General features: G+C 66.8%; 17 protein-coding genes. 1 reads left to right on the forward strand and 16 read right to left on the reverse strand.

Annotation, left to right across the window (positions count from 1 at the left end):
- Nucleotides 1–5: 5 nt before the first annotated feature.
- The 14 genes from rpsP to CAL18_RS10625 all read right to left on the reverse strand — a co-directional run bounded on the left by rpsP (nt 6) and on the right by CAL18_RS10625 (nt 16264).
- Nucleotides 6–266 (reverse strand): 30S ribosomal protein S16, encoded by a 261-nt coding sequence (rpsP, locus tag CAL18_RS10560; protein ID WP_026638332.1) that lies wholly within the window; start codon nt 264–266, stop codon nt 6–8.
- Between the two features lie 131 nt (nt 267–397).
- Entirely contained in the window at nt 398–655 is a 258-nt protein-coding gene (locus tag CAL18_RS10565) for a sulfurtransferase TusA family protein (protein ID WP_026638333.1), read from the reverse strand.
- A complete protein-coding gene (alaS, locus tag CAL18_RS10570) occupies nt 642–3263 on the reverse strand; it encodes an alanine--tRNA ligase (protein WP_094817814.1) in 2622 nt (873 codons plus the stop codon). The genes CAL18_RS10565 and alaS overlap by 14 nt, the downstream gene beginning before the upstream one ends.
- A 91-nt stretch (nt 3264–3354) precedes the next feature.
- Nucleotides 3355–4350 carry a hypothetical protein gene (locus CAL18_RS10575; protein WP_094817815.1) on the reverse strand — a complete coding sequence of 332 codons (996 nt, stop codon included), beginning with the start codon at nt 4348–4350 and terminating at the stop codon, nt 3355–3357.
- Between the two features lie 82 nt (nt 4351–4432).
- Nucleotides 4433–5047: a type 4 pilus major pilin gene (locus CAL18_RS10580; protein ID WP_094817816.1), complete on the reverse strand. Its 615-nt coding sequence runs from the start codon at nt 5045–5047 to the stop codon at nt 4433–4435.
- Between the two features lie 41 nt (nt 5048–5088).
- On the reverse strand, nt 5089–6219 hold the full coding sequence (locus tag CAL18_RS10585; protein WP_094817817.1) for a general secretion pathway protein: 1131 nt from the start codon (nt 6217–6219) through the stop codon (nt 5089–5091).
- Entirely contained in the window at nt 6212–7930 is a 1719-nt protein-coding gene (locus CAL18_RS10590) for an ATPase, T2SS/T4P/T4SS family (RefSeq protein WP_094817818.1), read from the reverse strand. The genes CAL18_RS10585 and CAL18_RS10590 overlap by 8 nt, the downstream gene beginning before the upstream one ends.
- Nucleotides 7923–8507: a hypothetical protein gene (locus CAL18_RS10595; RefSeq protein WP_141217759.1), complete on the reverse strand. Its 585-nt coding sequence runs from the start codon at nt 8505–8507 to the stop codon at nt 7923–7925. The genes CAL18_RS10590 and CAL18_RS10595 overlap by 8 nt, the downstream gene beginning before the upstream one ends.
- Nucleotides 8485–9795 carry a type 4b pilus protein PilO2 gene (locus CAL18_RS10600; protein WP_094817820.1) on the reverse strand — a complete coding sequence of 437 codons (1311 nt, stop codon included), beginning with the start codon at nt 9793–9795 and terminating at the stop codon, nt 8485–8487. The genes CAL18_RS10595 and CAL18_RS10600 overlap by 23 nt, the downstream gene beginning before the upstream one ends.
- Nucleotides 9796–11385 carry a hypothetical protein gene (locus CAL18_RS10605; protein WP_026638338.1) on the reverse strand — a complete coding sequence of 530 codons (1590 nt, stop codon included), beginning with the start codon at nt 11383–11385 and terminating at the stop codon, nt 9796–9798.
- A complete protein-coding gene (locus CAL18_RS10610) occupies nt 11382–12233 on the reverse strand; it encodes a TcpQ domain-containing protein (RefSeq protein WP_094817821.1) in 852 nt (283 codons plus the stop codon). The genes CAL18_RS10605 and CAL18_RS10610 overlap by 4 nt, the downstream gene beginning before the upstream one ends.
- A 215-nt stretch (nt 12234–12448) precedes the next feature.
- Nucleotides 12449–13780 carry an extracellular solute-binding protein gene (locus CAL18_RS10615; protein WP_026638340.1) on the reverse strand — a complete coding sequence of 444 codons (1332 nt, stop codon included), beginning with the start codon at nt 13778–13780 and terminating at the stop codon, nt 12449–12451.
- Between the two features lie 3 nt (nt 13781–13783).
- Nucleotides 13784–15040 carry a D-amino acid dehydrogenase gene (locus CAL18_RS10620; protein ID WP_094796266.1) on the reverse strand — a complete coding sequence of 419 codons (1257 nt, stop codon included), beginning with the start codon at nt 15038–15040 and terminating at the stop codon, nt 13784–13786.
- 180 nt (nt 15041–15220) lie between these two features.
- Complete coding sequence (locus tag CAL18_RS10625; RefSeq protein ID WP_026638342.1) at nt 15221–16264, reverse strand: CDP-6-deoxy-delta-3,4-glucoseen reductase; 1044 nt, start codon at nt 16262–16264, stop codon at nt 15221–15223.
- Between the two features lie 210 nt (nt 16265–16474).
- Here CAL18_RS10625 and sugE point away from each other — a divergent pair, with 210 nt between their 5' ends.
- Nucleotides 16475–16789 (forward strand): quaternary ammonium compound efflux SMR transporter SugE, encoded by a 315-nt coding sequence (sugE, locus tag CAL18_RS10630; RefSeq protein ID WP_026638343.1) that lies wholly within the window; start codon nt 16475–16477, stop codon nt 16787–16789.
- Between the two features lie 22 nt (nt 16790–16811).
- Here the strand turns inward: sugE and CAL18_RS10635 are convergent, their stop codons facing one another.
- Both CAL18_RS10635 and CAL18_RS10640 read right to left on the reverse strand, forming a co-directional pair.
- Nucleotides 16812–17684: an MOSC domain-containing protein gene (locus CAL18_RS10635; RefSeq protein ID WP_094817822.1), complete on the reverse strand. Its 873-nt coding sequence runs from the start codon at nt 17682–17684 to the stop codon at nt 16812–16814.
- A gap of 57 nt (nt 17685–17741) precedes the next feature.
- Nucleotides 17742–18647: a GntR family transcriptional regulator gene (locus CAL18_RS10640; RefSeq protein ID WP_094817823.1), complete on the reverse strand. Its 906-nt coding sequence runs from the start codon at nt 18645–18647 to the stop codon at nt 17742–17744.
- Between the last annotated feature and the right edge of the window lies 1 nt (nt 18648).

Raw genomic sequence — 18648 nt, forward strand, 5'->3', positions numbered from 1 at the left:
CGCCATCAGGCGGCGGCGGAAACCTTGGCCGAATATTCTTTGACCAGGCGCTCGACGGCGGGCGACAGCAGCGCGCCGTTGTCGGTCCAGTGTTGCACGCGGTCCATCGCGATACGCAGGTTTTCGGTGCCTTCGCTGGCAACCGGGTTGTAGAAACCCACGCGTTCGATGAAACGACCATCGCGGCGGTTGCGCGAATCGGTGGCTACCAAATTGTAAAACGGACGCTTCTTCGACCCACCGCGGGCCATGCGAATCACCACCATAGGTAATCCCTTGAATTAGTTGTGAAAAACGGAAGATTCTAGCATTGAAAAGAAGGCCCTGGCAAGAAAGCCTTCTTTCGTTGCTGCAGACGCAAGCATACACCCGCGGCGACCCCTGCGGCAGCAACCACCTATCGGCGTCTGAGGAAGTGCAATACGGCCTCTGGGGACTCCTGCTGCGCCAGCAGGGCGTTGCCGCTTTGCTTCGCAAAGGCCTGGAAGTCGCGCACTGCCTTGGGGTCGGTAGTGGTGACCCGCAGGACCTGGCCGCTTTCCATCTGCGCCAGCGCCTTTTTGGCACGCAGGATGGGCAGCGGGCAGGTCAGCCCGCTGGCGTCGACTTCGTGCTGGAACGCCGGCAGGTCGGCCACGGACTCAGAGGCGCTCATGGACCCACTCCTGCACGCTGGCCACTGCTGCCGGCAATGCTTGGGCGTCCGTGCCGCCGCCCATGGCCATGTCGGGGCGGCCACCGCCCTTGCCGCCAACCTGGCTGGCGACAAAGCCGACCAGGTCGCCCGCCTTCACCTTGCCGGTGAGGTCGGCCGTGACCCCGGCCACCAGGCTGATCTTGCCTTCGCCGCCGGCGCTGGCAAGCAGGACGACAGCCGGCTTGAGGCGGTCTTTGAGGTTGTCGACCATGCCGCGCAAGGCTTTGGGGTCTACATCGCCCAGGCTGGCCGAGAGTACCTTGACCCCCTTGATCTCGGCGGCCTTGGCCGCGAGGTCGTTACCCGCGCTGGCCGCCAGCTTGCTGCGGGCCTGTTCGAGATCTTTTTCGAGCGCGCGCAACTGTTCCTGCACTTGCACGATGCGGTCCGGTACGTCGGCCGGCGTACTGCGCAGCAGGCCGGCAGCGCGCAACAGGATGGCATTGTTGTTCTGCACCCATGCGAGCGCGTTGTCGCCGGTGATGGCTTCGACACGGCGCACGCCGGCGGCCACGCCGCCTTCGGCCACGATCTTGAACAGACCGATGTCGCCCGTGCGGACGACGTGCGTGCCGCCACACAGTTCGCGCGAGAAACCGATGTCGAGCACCCGCACGGTGTCGCCGTATTTTTCGCCGAACAGCGCCATGGCGCCGCCCTGGACCGCGTCGTCGTAAGCCATGACGCGTGCCTGGGTGGGATGGTTGGCCAGGATCTCGGCGTTGACGATGGCCTCGACCTGCGCGATCTGCTCGGCCGAAAGCGGGGCGTCATGGGCGAAGTCGAAGCGGGTCTTGTCGGGATCGACCAGCGAACCGCGCTGCTGTACGTGAGCGCCCAGCACCTGGCGCAGCGCCTTGTGCATGAGATGGGTGGCCGAGTGGTTGCGCACGGTGCGCGCACGGCGCACGGAATCGACGCGCGCCACCAGGGTGTCGCCCACCGACAGCGTGCCGGACTCCAGGGTGCCATGGTGACCGGACACGCCGGGCTGTATCTTTTGCGTATCGGCCACCGCAAAGCGGGCGCCGCCGCCTTCGAGCAGGCCGGTGTCGCCGACCTGCCCGCCCGATTCGGCGTAGAACGGCGTGGCATCGAGTACCACGATGGCGTTCTGGCCAGCCTGGACCTGCTGCACGGACGTGCCGTCGACATACAAGGCGGCGACCTTCACGGCGTCGAGCTCGAGCTTTTCGTAGCCTTCGAAGCGCGTATCGGCGCCCTCGTAGCTGAGGCCTTCGGCCATCTTGAACTTGCCGGCGGCACGCGCCTGCTCACGCTGGCGAGCCATGGCGGCGTCGAAACCCGCCATGTCGACGTCAACCTGGCGTTCGCGGCAGATATCGGCGGTGAGATCCACGGGAAAGCCGTAGGTGTCGTACAGCGTGAACAAGGTAGTGCCGTCGAGCTGGCCGCCAGCGGGGACGCCCGCCAACGCACCATCGAGGATCTTCATGCCATGCTCGAGCGTTTCGCCGAAGCGCTCTTCTTCTTGCTTGAGCACCTGTGCGACGCGCTCGGCGGCTTGCGCGAGCTCGGGATAGGCCTGCCCCATTTCGGCCACGAGGTCGGGCACCAGCTTGTAGAAGAACGGCTTGGTCTGGCCCAGCTTGTAGCCGTGGCGCAACGCCCGGCGCACAATGCGGCGCAATACGTACCCGCGACCTTCGTTGCTGGGGATGACACCGTCCACGATCAGGAAGGAACACGCACGGATGTGGTCGGCGATGACCTTCAGGGAGTTGTCTTCCAGATCGCTGACCCCGGTTTCGCGCGCCGCCGCGCGGATCAGGTTCTGGAACAGGTCGATTTCGTAGTTGGAATGCACGCCCTGCAGCACGGCGGCAATGCGCTCGAGGCCCATGCCGGTGTCGACACAGGGCTTGGGCAGCGGTTCCATGTTGCCGGCGGCATCGCGCTCGAACTGCATGAAAACGAGGTTCCAGATTTCGATGTAGCGATCGCCGTCTTCTTCGGGCGAACCCGGAGGGCCGCCCCACACGTCGGGGCCGTGGTCGTAGAAAATTTCGGAGCACGGGCCGCACGGACCGGTGTCGGCCATTTGCCAGAAGTTGTCGGACGCATAGCGTGCGCCCTTGTTGTCGCCAATGCGCACGATGCGCTCGCGCGGCACGCCGATTTCGTTGGCCCAGATGTCGTAGGCTTCGTCGTCTTCCTGGTAGACGGTCACCCAGAGCTTTTCCGCGGGCAGCTTATATACCGTGGTGAGCAGTTCCCAGGCGTACTGGATGGCGTCGCGCTTGAAGTAATCGCCGAAGCTGAAGTTGCCCAGCATTTCGAAGAACGTATGGTGCCGGGCGGTATAACCGACGTTTTCCAGGTCGTTGTGCTTGCCCCCTGCCCGCACGCTGCGCTGCGATGACGTGGCGCGCGTATATGACCGGGCTTCTTTGCCGGTGAATACGTCCTTGAATTGCACCATGCCCGAGTTGGTAAAGAGCAGCGTGGGGTCGTTGCCCGGCACAAGCGAGGCCGAAGGAACGATGGTGTGCCCCTTCGACTGGAAGAACTGCAGGAATTTCTGGCGAATCTCTGAGGATTTCATGCTGGACGAACCGGGGTTTTAGGCGAATCTTTGATTATAGAGGCTCGGCAGTCCGGCGCTACAGCCGCCGCCTGCCGGCCTGCCCGGACGGCTATCCCGCGCCGACACATACGTATGCGTTGGTGCGCAAGCCATCCGGCCCCCACAGGTCGGACGAGACGCGAACCGGCGTATACCCTTTGGGACACGAGCACTTGCCCGTAATGGGATTGACGCTGGAATAGGCTCCGCAGCCATCCGCCCCGGCGACGGCATAGGCGCCGCCGAAGCCGGCGCCGGGCGGAGCTTTCCAGCGCCCGCCGCGGCACTGGAGCAAGCCGCCATCGGCCCCGCGGGCGAACAGGCCGGCCAGGGCCGCCGAGCAGGTGCTGCCGGCGGTGGCCGCAGTTCCGACAGACAGATAGCCGCCGGCGGACAAGTCGCCCTGCGCCGATATGCTGCCGCCCACCGTAAGCGACGCTTCCAGTTCCGGGTCGCGGACATCATGCCTGCGCACATACAGGTCGTAGTCGCTTGCGCCATATCCCGTCCAGACCGCCAGCGTGCCCGGCGCCACGGCGGGCGCGCCGGCAGCCGGCGGATTGGGAAAGTCAAAGTTGACGCCCCTGATTCGCGACTCGACGGCCCAGCCCCCGTACCCGTGCGTGGCCTCGACAGCCGCGCCCAGGCGCATCATGTCGGGCAACCCGTCGGCGGCCAGCAACGGCTGGCTGGTATACGCCAGCACGTCGATGCGGCAGGCCTCGCCCGGGCAGCGGCCGTCGCGCAGGACGCGAATGACGACGTCCTGTCCGAAGGCGCCGGTTTCCGGAAATCCGGCCGGCAGGTGCCCCTGGGCCTTGAGCTCGGACAGGCGCGGGGCGAACAGGTCGCCGTACAGCGGCAACCCGTCTTCGCCGAGCGCCGGCGTGCCTTCCGCGAGGCTGTCGAAATGCCGCTCCAGCATCCTGTCCAGGCCGCGCTTGAGTTCCAGCAGCCAGACACCCGTGGCGCGGCCGGCCGCATCATCGGCCTGATGCACCAGCCGGTTGGCCGTCCAGATAAGGACCATGCTGGCCAGGGCGAGCGCGATGGCCAGTTCCAGCAAGGCAAAGCCTGACTGCCCGGCGCGGGCCTGCCGTGCGCTCCGTCGCCGGGCTGGGAGTAAAGCCGCTTCCATATACCGCCCTTCAGCGCACAGTGAATACAAACGTATTGCTGTCGCCTTCGGCGCACTGCGCCTCGGCGGCGGAGGCGCTGTACGGGACTCGCGGCACGGCAATATTGTCTTTCACGATTGCGGCGCCGCCTCGGCCCTCGATGCTGATGATGTCGGACATGCGCTGCATGACCGACGCCAGTCCCGGACATGCGGCGTTGTTGACGTTGGTGAGGGTGATGGAAAAACCCGACCCTGCGCCCGCCGCGGCGATCGAGGCAGGCGCGATGCTGATGACACCATTGCTGCCCGTGCCGCTGCCGCCAAGCCCATGGGCAACTACGGCGGCCGCCCCCGTGCCTGAAACTGACACCACGCTGGAATCGCGCAACGCATTGGCCAGCGACCCGGTATCGAGATCGGCATAGGGAACGGCGCCCGAGCCTTGCGCGTTGGTCTTGATGCGCGCCACGTAGCGCTGCAGCTCTTCGCCTACCTTGGGCACCTTGTTCTCGATGACGTAGGCTCCGATGGCAGGTATGCCGATGATGGCAATCAGCAGCACGATGGCCGTGACGATGGACACCTCGACCAGTGAGAAGCCGGACTGGCGGCGCCGGGCAGAAACGGAAAATGTACGAGACATGAATGACTCCGGTTGAGATAGAACAGGAAAGGCCGCGCCATTTACTGGCTGGCGTAGAAATTGGTCAGCGCGCGCCGCAGCTCGTCGATGACGGCGTAGTGCCATAGCGTCAACGCGAGCACGGCGGCGACCGACAGCAGCAAAAGCCCCCAGCGCAATGCCTGTGCTTCGCGCCGTATGCGACGCAGCGCCCGCGACTCGGCCCGCAAGCGTGCTTGCTGCACGCCGGCTTCGAGCCCGCGCGCGGCAATGACGTCGCCCATGAACCAGGCGGTTTCGCGATCAAACAGGCCTGTTTCGAACGTACCGGCCCCCACAATGCCGTGCTCGACGCGCGACAGCATTGCGTTTACATGCCAGGCCAGCCATGGCCGGGCGCGCCGAGCCAGCGCCGCGAGCGCTTCGCGCAGCCTAGTATCCAGGTTGCCGCGCTGCCGCAGCATGATTGCCAGCATGGCAAGGAACCGGATCGCATGCGCATCGCGATACAGCCGCCAGGGAAACCAGCGGTCAAGCCGCACGCGCCATGGCCCCACGGCCATGGGCGCGGCCCACACCGACAGGCCTGCGCCACCGGCCAGCAGTACGGCCCAGAAAGGCAGCCAACTCTGCAGCGCGCGGGCCAAGCCGAACAACCCGCGCGTGAGTCCGCCGTAATAATCGGCGGGTACGGCCTGGAAGACCTGCTGCAGGCGCGGCACGGTGAAAAACGGAACGGCCGTCAGCACGCCCACGGCTACTGCCAGTGCCACGACACCAGCGGCCGTTGCGCCCGCCAGCACCTGACGCGCCTGTTGGACGAGACGCACCGCATCGGCCAGCCCGCGCAGCGCATGCGGCAAGGCGTCTCCACCCGCCCGCTGTGCCGTGCCTATCAGTTGCGCTTCGTCATGGGGGATACTGCGTGAGAACGTCGCCGCGAGGTCTCCGCCGGATTCCTGGTAGCGATGCAGCCAATGCAGCGCCAGTCGGCCTCGCACCATGCGGCTGCCATAGCGCCTTGCGTCATCAGCGAATACGTCACGCAGCGTCTTGCGCCCATCCAGGCTGACGATGAGATCGGCCAGATATTCGTAGTAATCGGCGCGCCGGGCCTGGAAACGGCCGGCGTCCCACCACGCGCCAATGCGACGCGCCCAGACGGAAAAGCTCACAGCCAGGCGATCAAGCATCAAGAGCCTCCGCTTGCGGCATGGCCCGCATGCCGGCGGGAGCCCCCGGCAGACGAAAGTGCGATGCGACCGGACGCGGATCCAGTAGCCCGAGCGCAACCTTGTAAAGCGCGCACTCGGCCGCCGACTTTCCTGTCATGTCAGCGTGTTGCAAGGGCGTGCGCGGCCGCGAACGTACATAACGCAGCAGGCCAAGGTTGTCTCTGCGCCGCACATAGATGAGCAAGCCGTCATCCTGGCCCGGCTCGATCATCTCGGCCACTACGGTGCGCCCCGTCAGGCCGTTTAACTGTGGCAGGCCTGCACGCCTGCAAGCCGCACAACCCTGCGGGTTGCGAGCGCGCAGAGATCCGGGTTCGAGCTGGTGAGCGCGGGCGAAGGCCGCCGCCCACTTGCCCCAGTCGTAGCCGCAATCACCCCGCGCCGCTGCGCTGAACGGCAACGCACACGAGGAACACAGCTGCGGCATGAGCGCCTGGTAGACAAGCAGCTTGAGCACCCCAGGAGTCGCCAGAAAATCGCGCGATATGCCGATGAAGTCGGAAGCCAGGCGCTCGGGAATCATGTGCGCCGCGCCTGTATGTGTGGTGGTGTAGATGTTGACGCCCGAACCCGCAAGGTCCGTGAAGGCGCGGCCGGTATCGCGGTCGCGGACTTCGCCGATGAGCAGGTCGTGCATGGCCGACCGCTTGATCGTCTTGAGCTTCGCGTCGAACACGGGGGACGCCGACGCGTCGAGCTGGCGCCCCACGGTGTTCTGCAGCGCGTTGACGATGCGGTATTCGACCGGATCTTCCAGCGTGATGACCTTGCGCGTCGCGGCGATGCCGCGCATCAGGGTGGCAATGGATGTGGACTTGCCCGAGCCGACGATGCCGGCCAGCACAATGGCCCCGCCGGCCTGCTCGCGAGCGCGCTCGAGCATGGCCACCTGGGACGGCAGATAGCCCAGCTCTTGCAGGCTGGAGCCGCCTTCGGCGGCGTCCAGGCGCAGCAGCCGCAGGCAAACCGAAGGGCCGGCATCGGTCGCCAGTGAAGCCCAGCGCACGGTGACCGGACGACCGTCGACGTCGAGCGCGATGCGCCCCTGCTGCTCGACCAGGGGATCGAATACCGCGCCATTGCCCCCACGCACATCCATCCAGGCCACCGCCAGCACTTCCAGCAGCGTGGCCGCGGACATGTCGAGAAAGCAGCCGGGCAGCACATAGGCGCCGTCGATGCTGTACCGGACTTCGGATCGCGCCGGAGGATGGCAGACGTTGATATGCACGTCGCTGGCACGATGCTGCAGCCCCCAGCGCACAATATCGAGAAAGATGGCGGCCAGGGTCGATCGTCGGGCATGAGCCGGCGTGCCGCGAATTTCGCGCAGCGATGCCGCCGTCAGCTGCCCCCGGGCCACCGGCAGCAGCAATGCAGGCGGCAGCGCATAACGCGGCACCGCGGCCAGCCGATGCCCGCGGGCGCGTACCAGCCGTTCGACTTCGGCAATGGCGTCGCCATGCACGTAGTCGTGCAGCGCGAAGATGGCGACCTGCTGCCCTTCGAGCAAGACCGGACACAACCTGCCGGCCAGCAGTGCGAGATCGATTTCGTCCAGGGGGCGCACGAACGCCGGCGTCAGGCGGGCCAGATCGTCATGTGTATGCAGCCAGGGCGCCGTGGCGCCCGCTGCAGCGGGCTGCGCAAGCGTGGACGTGTCATTCATGGCCGGGCTCTTCCGATGCCAGGCAAGCGGTATATGACTGGCCGGCCCGGCCCAGGCGCACGCAAGGGGTATCGATGGCCTGCAGCGTGTAGGGATTCGAATCGCCGGCATTGCCGCCCATCGGAGCGGGACGGCCCGCCCGGTAGAGCAACACCGTGCCGTTGACCGACACATGGGCACGCAGTGCTTTGCCGACGCCGTAGATGGCAACCACCCGAATGCGGTCGGGGCCTTCATGTGATGCGGCGTCATGCCCGGCTGGCCGCAAGGCCGCTTGCGGCGCATCCGGCTGGCGCAGCCAATCCGAGGCCCGCCGGGGCAGCCCGGACGCGGCGCGTGCCGCCTGCGCGTCGATGTGCAGCAGCTCGCGTACCGTATCCCCTTCTGGCCAGCCCTGATCTTCGGCAGCGGCATATCCGCCAGCGTCGTCCACAGGCCCGGACGCAGTGGCGGCCGGGCTCGCGCGTCCGGACGTGGCCAGGCCGCAGGCCGTTATCACGCTCGCAAGCAGTGCTGCGAACCTGTGGACACGAAGCGCATGCAGGTCTGTGAGGCTATGGCTGTGCATCGTTTTCATAGAGAACTCCTTGAAGCTCGGCTGTAAGGGCGCTGACCGCCGTGCCGGGTTCACGCCCCTGCGCCAACCGCAGTACCAGCGAGGACCACGCCACGGCCAGCGACTGCTGCCCCGCCAGCACCGCGACAGAGCGCAGCGGCCCGTACAGCGCCACGGAACGCTGGCGCAGCGCCGGCAGCGGCACTGGCGCTGCGAAGGCCTGCCCGGCGGAATCGCGCGGCGCGGTGATAGGCACGGCCATGGACGGGCCCAGCTTCATCTGCTGGAAGGCCGGGCGCGCCTGCTGCAACGCGCTGGCCAGCACGCGGTCGACGTGGGCGGACGTGGGCACGTCGACCCGCTCGAGCGAGGTATCGTTGCCGGGCACCGTCCACACCAGCTCGGCGTCATCGAGCGGGTGAAGCCGGAACTGCCAGTGCGGGGGCAAAGACTGCAAAAATGCCAGATTGGTGGCATCGGCCTGCACGCGCGCATAGGCCGCGCTGCACCTCCAGGCCCCCTGCCCCGGTTGGCAGCGTGCTTCGCGCAGCAGCCAACCTTGCAGGTTCAGGGGCAGCCGATGCAGCGAACCGAGTACGCGCGCAAGCTCGGGCAAGGGGTGCACGCGCTGCTTCCTGAGAAACCCGTCGACCGCCTGGCGCCACGCGTCTTCTGCGCTGGCCGGCATGGCCTGCGCCGGCGTCGGCGGCGGCACCGGCCATAGATGGCGGATCAGCGGAATCGACGCGGCGAACGCCAGCGTGCACAGGAACACTCGCACCGGCAGCGGCAGCCATGACCAGCGATTGCCTACTGGCTGCATCAACGTGGCGGGGCCAAGGGCCGCCTGCATGGCCCGCAGCGACAGGGCGCCGTCCTGCCGCCGCAAGGAGGGATACTGGTCGGCCAACGCTTGCAGCGCCATCGACGCCTGATGCGCATCGGCATAGAGCGTGTCGCCCCGTGCCACCACGGCGCCATCCTGCGACGCTGCCAGCCAGCATTGGCCGTCCGGCAATGGAACTACACACGCGACAGCGCCTTCCGGATACAGCTGCGCGAACACCTGGGCCGCGGCGTGCACCGGACGACGCTGCTGATGCGCAGCCAGCCGCGCGCACCCGCCGGCCATGGCCCCCTGTCCGCCCGTAACGAAGTGCGTGGCGCGCATGCGCCTGGCGCGGGAACGCGCCATGCTGCGGGCGTGGCTGCCCACCACGGCGAACCACGACAGGCCGATCGCCAGGCTGGCCGAGCCGTCCGGGGTGTCTATCAGCAGCAGCTGGCCGGGAGCCGGTATGGCAGCCATTCAGATGCCCTCCTCTACCATCGCCGTGACGATGACGATGGTGGTGAGCCGGTCGCGCGAGACGCGGTCTTGCCCGCCGGCCAACAGGGGTGCGTCGGGAGTCAGGCGGCGCCGGTCGTACTCGTCCTGGCGGCGGTCGAAGCCTGACAGGATCACGGGCTCGCCGGGACTGAGCGCCACCTGCTGCACCGTGCCGTTGCCATCGATGGTGACTTGCTGGATCTGGATCTGGTTGCCGCGCTCACCGAACGTGACGCTCTTGATCGGCTGGGCCACCGTGTTGTCATATGCGATCGACAGGAGAATGCGTCCGTCGGCCTGCGCGTCGGGCACGAGCGTCAGGAAGGTGCCGACCGTTTCCTGCTTCTGGCTGATGGACACCGAAGGCAGCGCAACGCCCCCGAGTGATGCGTCGACCCCGGCGACGGCCATGCTCTGCACCTGGTCGATATACGAGAATGTGGTGCGCACCGCATGCGTGACCGGGCGACGGTTCAGCGTCAGCACCGGTACGCTGCTATGACGCAGGACAGCGCCAGACTGGCTGAGCGCGGAAACAATGGCCTGCGAGCGCTGAAAGCCGCCTGACTCGACCGTAGCCCCCAGGGCCGCCGCGGTACTGCCTGCCACGGCAGGAATCGTGGCGGTGACGGCCGTTCGCGCGCTTTCGTAGACGGCTTTCCAGTCGACACCGCCTTCGGCGCCGTCGTTGGCCACCACAGTGAGTTCTTCGAACAGCAGGCGCACTCGCCGGGTCAGGGCCTGATTCTCTCCGTCGATGAACTGGGCGATGCGATCGAGGACTTCGGGCGTGTCGGTAATGACCAGCGTGCTGCCCCCGCCGTCGAGCTCTGCGACGGTGCCGGCCTGTGTCAGGAAAGGAAGAATGCGAGCCCGGACGGCTTGCAGGGCATGCTGGTCGCCCGACGACAGCGCGGTACTGGATGTATTGTCAAAGCCGCCTGCTTCGGCCGAGCCCGAGCGACCCAGGCGCGCGTCGGCGCGGCTGGAAAGTGTCAGTGCGCGCACATCGAACACGCGCGTCTGCATGCGATAGAACTCGATGGCGTGACGATGGTAGCGCCAGTTCACGCCGAAGCTCGCAGCGAGCATGTCCAGCGTATCGGGCAGCGGCCGGGGCCCCGCCTGCACCGGCACCCGCAGCGTGGTGGCCAGATCGGCGGGCACGGCATTGCCGAGCCTGGGCAGGAACAGCGACTGCGGCAGTAACGCATCGGGCGCGACGCGTACCGCAATGCCGGTCGCGCGCGTCAGGCGCTCGGCCAGCGCAGGCAGGTCGAGTTTGCCGGCGAACAGCAAGGTCGTGTCGATCTCGCCCCGCAAGGCCGGCGGCAGTACGGCATCGCGCGCCAACGGCTGTGGGCGGCCCGCCAGCCAGGGTTTATCGACATCTTGCGCGGCGATGCGCGCGGCGCGGTCGGATGCCGCTGCGGCGAACTGGCGTTGGCCGGACTCGAGCTGCGTATGCGCGCCGGCAATCGCGTCGCGCAGAGCCTGCAAGGACTGTTGGGCGGCGCATCCGCCCAATGTCAATAATGCAAGGCTGCAAGGCAAAAAGCGCAAAATCATGGGCGGGCCCCCGACGCGGCGGAGCGGTCGCATGCCTGTGTGAACGGCACGACGCGCAACACCTTGTTTGTGTAGAAACACGGTTGAACGGGCCGCTCGCCCAGTTCGGTAGAAGCCAGCAACTGACGCACGGCGGTCTTGAAATCGGCGGCGAAGGTCGCGTGGCCCGCCAGGGGTATATCGACATCGACTGACCAGTGCTGGGGCTCGAACGTCCAGCCGGAATGGGCTGCCCAGCGGGCCAACACAGCCCTGAGCGTGGTGTCGGATGGGCCGGCGTGAAAGGACTGTGCCAACGACGCTTCAGGCGACGCAGCGTCAGCGGGCGGTGGGTCAGAAGGCCGCGTGTCGGTGCGCGGCACGGGCGATACGGCGCGGATTTTCGCTACCTCGGACGCAAGCCGTGTCGGCGCGGGGGCCTCATCGACGGATGCGCTGGCAGGCGGATCGGGATCCGGCAGGCCTGGCGGCGCGGGGCGCGGCCCCGGAATGCCCGAGGACTGCCGCCGCTCGACTCTTGCCGCATGCTGTCCGCCCTGAAGCACCAGCGCGGGCCAGATGCCCTCGACAACAATGTAGGGGTCGCGGCGCACGTGCGGTAAAGGTTTGAGCCCGGCTGGCGTCTGCGCAAACACGGCCGGCGGCGTGCGCCCCGGCGCGTATTGCAGCCAGGTATGCCCGGCGCCGCTGAAGACCTGAAGCGGCGCGACGGCAGGATCCCCCGACAATTGCCAGTCGAAGTCATAGTGCGCTGCCGGCGCGTCACTGCGCCAGGCCGGCGGGCCGGACCATTGCGCGCAAGCCGCCAGCCCCAGCGGCAGCACGCCCAGTAGAAAGAGTCGAACCATGCTCGTCCTGATCGGAATCGCGCTTCGGGTTGGAGCGCGTAGACGGCATGGTGGCGCGCCTTGCAGAAGGCGCCTAGACAGACATATACGAACGGAGCTTTTTGCTCACTCGACACGCAGGAACCATTGCAGCCCCCCAAAAAAAACCGGCCCTGCAGGCCGGTTGCATGCGTACGACGGACCGTGGCGGACGCGGCCGCCCGGCCCGCCGCCGGCTAGCGCTGCTGCGCCAGCTTGCGCGCCTGATCGGCGGCGCGGTTCAATGCCGCCACAGGCGGGGTCTTGCCTTCGAGGGCTTCGTTCAGTTCCTGGTTGAGCACGACTTCGACGCGGTCGTAATTGGCCATGCGGAAGCCGCGGCTGGTCTGGGGCGCTTTCCCGACCATGGATTGCACGATGGCCTGCGCGCCCGGCACCTTGTTGTAGAACGACACATCGGCGGCGCGGAAGGCCGCGTCGGTCAGCGGCAGATAGCCTGTGCGCTGATGCCATTCGGCGGCGATGACCGGCTTGGCGAGCCATGCCAGGAATTGGGCCGTGGCCTTTTCCTGGGCCTGCGAATGGCCTTCGATCGCCCACAGTGCCGAACCGCTGATGAACGGCGCGCCGGCTTCTTTGGTGACCTGGTCGTAATACGGCAACGGTGCAACGCCGAAGGACAGCGAACGCGTATTCATGAACAGGCCTGCGGCGCCCGATCCCGACGTCAGCACGGCGCATTCGCCCTTGGCGAACAGCTTGTCGCTTTCGTTATCGTCGGAATGGGCCGTGAAGAGCAGCGATCGCTTCCAGCTGACCATGAGCGACACATGGCGCATGTACAAGGTGTCGAAACGCAGCGTGGGAGCAGCCTTGGAGGAGGCCAGGCCGTTGTCGTTGCTGGTGAACGCCTGCTTGTTCACCGGCGCGAGGTTTTCCAGGTGCACCTTGACCTGGTTGCTGGATGCATACGGGCATTCGATATTGGCCACGTCGCGCAGCTTGAGAAGGTCGCCCTGCAAGTCGGCCCAGGTGCGCGGCGGGCGGTTGGGGTCGAGCCCCGCCTTTTTGTAGTACGACAGGTTGTAGAACATCATGGGCACTTCGGCCATCCAGGGAAAGGCCAGCAAGCGCCCCTTGGCATCCCGCGTGAAGCTCGACGTAGACGGCAGGAACCAGTTGAGGTCTTTGATGGGGTAGCGCGCCAGCAACTGATGCAGCGGCAGGATGGCCTTGTGGTCCGATACCACTTCGGGTGAACGGTTATCGGACAGCTGAATCAGGTTGGGCCCCTTCTTTTTCTTCAGCGCATCGGCCGCCGCTTGCTGCAGCGCCTGTTCGGTGGGGAAGTCGCGCAATTCGACGCTGACTTCTTTTTGTTCTTTGTTGTATTTCTTGGCAAGCTTTTCGAACTCGGCCTTGTTGGGGCCGGACAGCGTGTGCCAGACCTCGATCTCGACGTCGGCGCCGTGCGCTGCGCCCGCGACGGCCAGCGCCGCGCCGAATACCCAGGTACGCCGACTGGCCACCAGTGCGCGGGCCAGGCCCGCCAGTTGCAATGTCTTCATAGGTTACGAACCAAGAAAAGGAAATTCGGGCTCGGGCCGGCGTCCGCTGAGCAGATCGGCCAGCGCCCGGCCCGAACCGACGCCCATGGTCCAGCCCAGCGTACCGTGGCCTGTATTCAGGTACAGGTTGGGGATGCGGGTGCGGCCGACCAGGGGCACGTTCGAAGGAGTGGACGGGCGCAGGCCCGACCAATAGCTGACGCTCTCGAAGTCGAGCGCGTCGGGAAACAGTTCGCGCGCCAGGCGCGCCATGGCCTGGCAACGGCCGGTGTTCAATTCGCGCGAATAGCCCGACAGTTCTGCCGTGCCGGCCATGCGCAGGCGGTTGCCCAGGCGCGTGAACACGACCTTGTGACTGCTGTCGGTAAGGCTGACCACCGGCGCGCGCGCCGGATCGCGGATATCGAAAGTGGCCGAGTAACCCTTGGCCGGGTATACATTGCATGGCACGCCCAGGGGCCTGACCAGCCTGGGGCTGAAACTGCCCAGCGCCACCACGTAGGCGTCGGCCGCGATGCGGCCGTAGCTGCCGTCGGGCTGAATGACTTCGATGGCCTCGACCTGGCCGCCCCCGGTCACCAGGCGCGTGACGCTGGTGCCGTAGCGGAACTCGACGCCGGCAGCCTCGCATCGCTGCGCCAGGCCGGCCGTAAACAGATGCACGTCGCCGCTTTCGTCTTCGGGGGTGTAGTCGCCGCCGACGATGGTGGCCCGGTGAGCCGCCAGCGCCGGTTCGATGGCAACCACTTCGTCGGCCGTGACGACGCGGCGCTCGACGCCGAAATCGCGCATCAGGCCGGCGGCTTTCTGCGAAATTTCGAACTCGTGGGGGTCGCGGTAGAAATTGAGAATGCCGCGTTCGAGGTGATCGTACGGAATGGCCAGTTCGGCACGCATGGCCTGAAGCGTGGCGCGGCTGTATTCGGCAAGCCGGACCATCGCCCGGATGTTGGGCGCGAGCCGGCCCGGCATGCATTCACGCAGAAACGCCAGGCCCCACATCCATTGGCGCCAATCCAGTTGCGGACGGAACAGCAGGGGTGCGTCGTCCTGGAACAGCCACTTGAGGAGCTTCAGTGGCGCCTGCGGATTGGCCCAGGGTTCGGCATAGGACACGGAAATCTGGCCTCCGTTGGCCAGGCTGGTTTCCTGGGCGGGGCCGCTGCGGCGTTCAACGACCACGACGTCGTGACCCGCCTGGCGCAGCCACCATGCGCTGGAAATGCCGATGATGCCGCTACCCAATACCGCTACTTTCATGCGCGACTTGCTCCTTGCCCCGCGCGCCGCAAAGAGACGATCTCCCTGCGGCCACGGCTCGATCCTGTAGGAATGCCGGTGCGGCAGTGTACTGCGTCGGTACGCCCCCGCCTACAACATAAACAAAGGGGGCGTATCCAGTTGCAGCCGGACGTTTCCGACCGGCCTGCGCCGCCGGCTTCAGCCGGCGCGGGCCAGGTCGGCCTCGGACGTAAATGCATCGGCGTAGAACTCGTCTTCCGGTAGGCCGCATTGGGCGGAAAATTCGCGCCGCGCGGCATCGACCATGACCGGCGCGCCGCACGCATATACCTGGTATCCGGACAGATCGGGATGATCCTGCAGCACGGCCTGGTGCACGAAGCCGGTGCGGCCCGTCCAGCCGTCTTCCGGAAGACCATCGGACACCACTGGCACATATTGGAAATCGGGCAGTGTCCGGGCCCAGGACTGCGCCAGCTCGTGCATGTACAGGTCGCGCGGGCGGCGCCCGCCCCAGTACAGCGCCACGGGACGACGTATGCCATGGTGAGCCATGTGCTCGACAATCGCCTTCACGGGCGCAAAGCCGGTGCCGCTGGCCAGCAGGATAATGGGCTTGTCGCTGTCTTCGCGCAGGAAGAAAGAACCGAACGGGCCTTCCAGACGCAGGATTTCCCGTACCTTCATCTGGGTGTCGCCGGCGCCGAACACGTGGTCGGTGAAGACGCCCCCCGGCATGTGGCGCAGGTGCAGTTCGATCGGACTGCCTGCATGCGGCGGGCTGGCCATGGAATAGCTGCGGCGCTTGCCATCTTTGAGAATGACCTCGATGTACTGCCCGGCGTAATAACGGAATGGTTCGGCCGCCGGCAGTTGCAGGCGCAGCACGGTGACATCGGGCGCGGCCAGTTCCATGGCCTGCACGCGCGCCGGCAGTTTGCGGATCTGGATGTCGCTGGCCAGCCGGACTTCCGTGGATTCGATGACCAGGTCCGACTGCGGCCGGGCCTGGCAAAACAAGGTGTAGCCCTGCGCCAGTTCTTCGGGCGACAGAATCTGCGCGGGATACTCGCCCGCATCGGCCTGGCCCGAAATAACCTTGCCCTTGCAGGTCGAACAAGCGCCGTTGCGGCAGCTGTAGGGCAGCACGATCCCGGCGGCCAGGGCGGCATCGAGCACGGTCTGGCCGGGCTCGGCGGAAAACTGATGCTGGCTGGGTTGTACGGTGACCTGGAAACTCATGGGGACCATCTGTAAAAATCCAATGCGCGGCGCCCGGCGTTGCATTCGGGCGCGGGCGCGCCTGCCCGCAACCGGCGGTCAATTGGGTATTCTATAATTTTTAGCGCGCCGGGACGGCCCGGCGCCGCCCCCGGCCACGGCTGGCGGCATCTTTCCCCGGGGACGACCCCACCGCCGGCGCCAGCCGGCAGCTTTCAAATGGGGTTAAGCATGACCTGGGTCATTCTCGTTTTGGCGGGGCTGTTTGAAGTAGTGTGGGCGGTCGGCCTGAAATACACGCATGGATTCACCCGCCTGATTCCTTCGGCCATCACACTCGTCAGCATGGTGGTCAGCGTCTGGCTGTTGTCCGTCGCGATGAAGAGCCTGCCCCTGGGCACGGCGTACGCGGTATGGGTGGGGATAGGCGCGCTGGGGGCATTCATCTCGGGCATCGTGCTGTTCGGCGAAGCCGTGTCGACCATGCGGGTGGTCAGCGTGCTGCTGATTGCAGCCGGCCTGGTGGGGCTGAAGCTCTCGACCTGAGCAGGACGCCCGCGCGTCAGCGCTAGAAATCCAGTTCGATCTCGACCGGGTCGCCTACCCGCAGGCGGGCGCCCGGCGCTGCGCTGACGATGGCGTTCTGCCCGAACACGACACCGATGTCGAACTTGCGGTATGTGGCCAGCGTGCGCCCGGGTTCGTCGTAGCGCTGCGCAGTCTGCTGGTCGATGTTGGGCATGGGGCAACGCGTGCACGGCTTGACCAGCGCCATGCCGACGCCGTTGGCCGACACCAGGGCGGTGTGGTCTTCGTCGTAGGCTTCCCATTCGCCCTGGATCACGATATTGGGCCGGAAGCGGTTCATGGGCACGGCGGGATGCCCCTGGGCCGCCAGCCGTTGATTCAGCTCATCAAGCGAAGCCTGGTTGGCGATCAGCAGCGGGAAGCCGTCGGCAAACCCGAAATCGTGGTCTCCGTCAAAGGCGGCCGCGAGGTCCGGATGCGCGGCCCGCCAGCGGTCGACCCATTCGGCGCGTGCGGGCCGCTGGGCCTGCGCGTCGATCTTCACCAGTATGCAGTCCTGGCCCAGCACCTCGCTGAGCCACGCCGCCGCCTGGGGACTTTCGTGGCGCGCCGGGACGGTGTCTTTCCAGACCGTGACGGGACGCACGGCCTCGCCCAGTTGCGAGCCGTCGAGCGCAATACTGAGCGCCGGCATGCCGGGCGCGCGCAGTTCAAGACTGTCGGCGGTGATGGCAGGCCGGATCAGGGCCATGGCCGGCCATTGGCGCTGCGTCATGAATTGCCCCTGCGCGGTCAGAATCATCCAGCGCCGGTCGCCGGCCAGGCCGGCGCGGTCGATCGGAGATTCGGCCAGATCAATGGCGGCGCACGATTTGATGGGGTAGATGTGCAGGCTGGCAATGCGTGCGGTCATGGCGGCAGATGGCAGTCGGACATGTGGTCGCAAAGCATACCACTGCGCGTCGGCGCATCAGCCCCCGGCCGTCTGGGCGCACAGCCTGCGTACCGTGTCCAGCGCCGAGCGCAGGTTGGCCTCGAGCGATTCGAGCCCCTGTGGACTCTGCGCCGCGGCATCGCCCGCCGCATTGCCGCCGGACGCCCCGGGAAGCGCGGCATGGATCTGTTCGCCGGCCGGGCCCACGTCGACATCGAACACCAGTTTTTCGGCGCGATGCCAGGTAGTAAACCACTCGAGGGGCTGGCCGTGCTGGTCGTACCCCTGCCCTTCCAGCATCAACAGCGGGCTGCCGGCGGGCACCTGCAATTCGGCCGCAAGGGCGGCATCGGCCGCCACGGCGCGTATGCGGTTGCGGCCGCGGCCGGGATGCAGGCCGTACCGCAGCGCCAGCGTGCGATGCAGCGATGCATCCTGCAGGTGCCCGGCGGACAGCCCCGGCAGGCGGGCGCGCGGCAGCCATGTGCGCACGAACGCCAGAGGCTCATCGTCGACGCGCCGCAGCCGCTCGAGCACCAGAGTCTCGGGGGTATTGAAGAATGCCGCGACCTCGGCAGGCGGCTCGGCCGGTTCGAAACGCAGCACGCGTGTGAGAAGCGTGGTGCCTGTGTGGGCGAACTGCTCAAACAGCCCTGTGGAACGCTGCACCATGCGGTGGTGCTCGCGTGCCGGGGCCACCGTGGGTGCGCGGCCGGGCTCGCGGTGGATCAGGCCTTCGGCCACCAGCGCCGCGAGCGCCTGCCGGACTACGCTGCGCGCCACCCCGAATTGCCTGCACAATGCCGCCTCGCTGGGCAGGACGGTGCCCGGCGCCCACTGCAGTTCGCGGATGTCGCGGCGCAAGGCCTGAGCCACCTGGCCGTGCAGGGGTTGAGTGCTGGACCGGTCAACCGGCCCCTCGGGTTCGGCGGCAAACGCCATG

The organism is Bordetella genomosp. 7 (assembly GCF_002261415.1).
Lineage (GTDB): Bacteria > Pseudomonadota > Gammaproteobacteria > Burkholderiales > Burkholderiaceae_B > Bordetella_A.